1 protein-coding gene is annotated in these 1,743 nt (G+C 45.3%); it reads left to right on the top strand.

Annotated features, from left to right (window positions below; genetic code table 11):
• Positions 1-1,251 precede the first annotated feature (1,251 nt).
• The coding region (locus BM227_RS12515; protein ID WP_143089755.1) for a hypothetical protein at positions 1,252-1,743 on the top strand (492 nt) is incomplete at its 3' end.

Here is a 1,743-nt window from a genome sequence, read left to right as displayed (position 1 = left end):
AAAAAAAAGGGGGGGTCGGCAACCAACTTTATAACTGTACATAGGCTCAAAAAATTGACCTTAAAAAAATCAAAACAAGGAGGAAAGTATGAACTTATCAACTAAAAGGTGGCGAACTGCTCCAAATGCCGATAACACGGGTTTTGGTAGCACGTAGCCGAAAAATTCAGCACGACAATGGAATATACAACCAATTCAAAAATAAGGATAATTTTTTTTAATATTTCTATTGTCTGCTGATAGGTCATCCTTGGATGCATCCAAGGATGACAATATGAACACAATCGTTCAGATTTAAGCCAATACCAAATGCGAAAATTGCAGGTGAACGATACCGACTGCCAATCTGTAGACGTTTGCTGTCATGGTGCGATTACCAGGCTGCCAACCTGGTGTAGAGCCATGACCCGTGCGGCGGGGTGCATCGAAAGGTGCTTGCCCTGATGCAGTGGGGGCTGTCCGGTGAAAGTCCGGGCTTCTACCCGATAGAGCAATTTTGAAGATGGGCGACTGTGAAATCGTCCCGTGTGGCCTACACGCATACGGGGCGCGACTGTTTGGAAAGTGGGTGAAAATCCCATCAATGGGACGTTCCGAAAGGGCGTGACATTGCACGGCGGGGGAGGCGTAGCGGGAAACCGTAAAGCTAAATAGCTCAACCCGATGAAGGTCCGATCTCAAGGTGATCGGCTAAAGCCGCTGAATAACGAAAGTGGCAACCGTGTAACTGACCGTATGGTGAAAACCTAACCGCTCTGAAGCATATCGACCGAGTGAAATCCTTAGAAAGGAGTAGTAGCCAGGGGCTTGTATATTCTACCTGTGAGGCGATATGTGGATATGCGACACCTAACCGGTCGGGTTAGTTCCAGCAGTCTAACCAGGCAAGACCGTAGCGCGTAATGGCGCCGGTCGAGAGGTTGAGTGAGTAGAGTTTGATCAAAATGGCCTGGGTTCCGGTCATTGAAAGAAGTGCGCAGGTGTGGCAACCTGCAAATATGCACTGCTTGAAAGCTCATGCGAGGCATTTTTCGCATTGGGGGTGGCTCCCCTGGTACATTGAACAACAATGTAGCAGTGGAGTCATCGAGTCGGGAGACTTGGACGGGTGGTAAGCTGGGAAGCTGAAGCAGTCCATTGGCACGTGTTCTAAACTTGGAAATATCCCCTACTGGGGCTTTTGCTGCAAAAAAGCGGCAAAAGTGTCTATTATAAGATAACAACCTATTATAGAAATATCAAGGGGATAGAATGACGGTGAGAGATACATTATGGAAATTTTTACAGGACATTGTGAAGCGTGCAAATAGCGGCTATTTTTATGCTGTTTCGATGAATTATCCGGCTAAAAAATCCGAAAAATGGGGCTTTATTGATAAAAAGCTGACTAAAAAATATCTGCTTGATTTGAATAGAAACCAGCGAGCATACCGCCGAAAAAAAGGCGAGGCTAATTATTTTGGCTGCCGGTACGGATCCGCTGTATTTTTGCAGAGAACTATCGGAAACGATATATCTGGGGATGACGAAAAATGGCAAGACATAACCCAAAAACCGCTTAAAATCCGAATTTCCGAACATTTGGAGTTGGAAGTAGGTTATTGGTCAAATTTCGGTGATAAATGCTGCGTAAAACTGTCTAAACAATGTTATCAAGAATTAAAAGCATTGGCGAAATTGGGACACGACCAAAAAGACGCAAGAATCTACAAACAACTGTCCGATCTGCCTGCTGTAACTGCA

This window comes from Hydrogenimonas thermophila (assembly GCF_900115615.1).
GTDB classification, from domain to species: domain Bacteria; phylum Campylobacterota; class Campylobacteria; order Campylobacterales; family Hydrogenimonadaceae; genus Hydrogenimonas; species Hydrogenimonas thermophila.
This window is presented reverse-complemented; position numbering and strand designations above follow the sequence as displayed.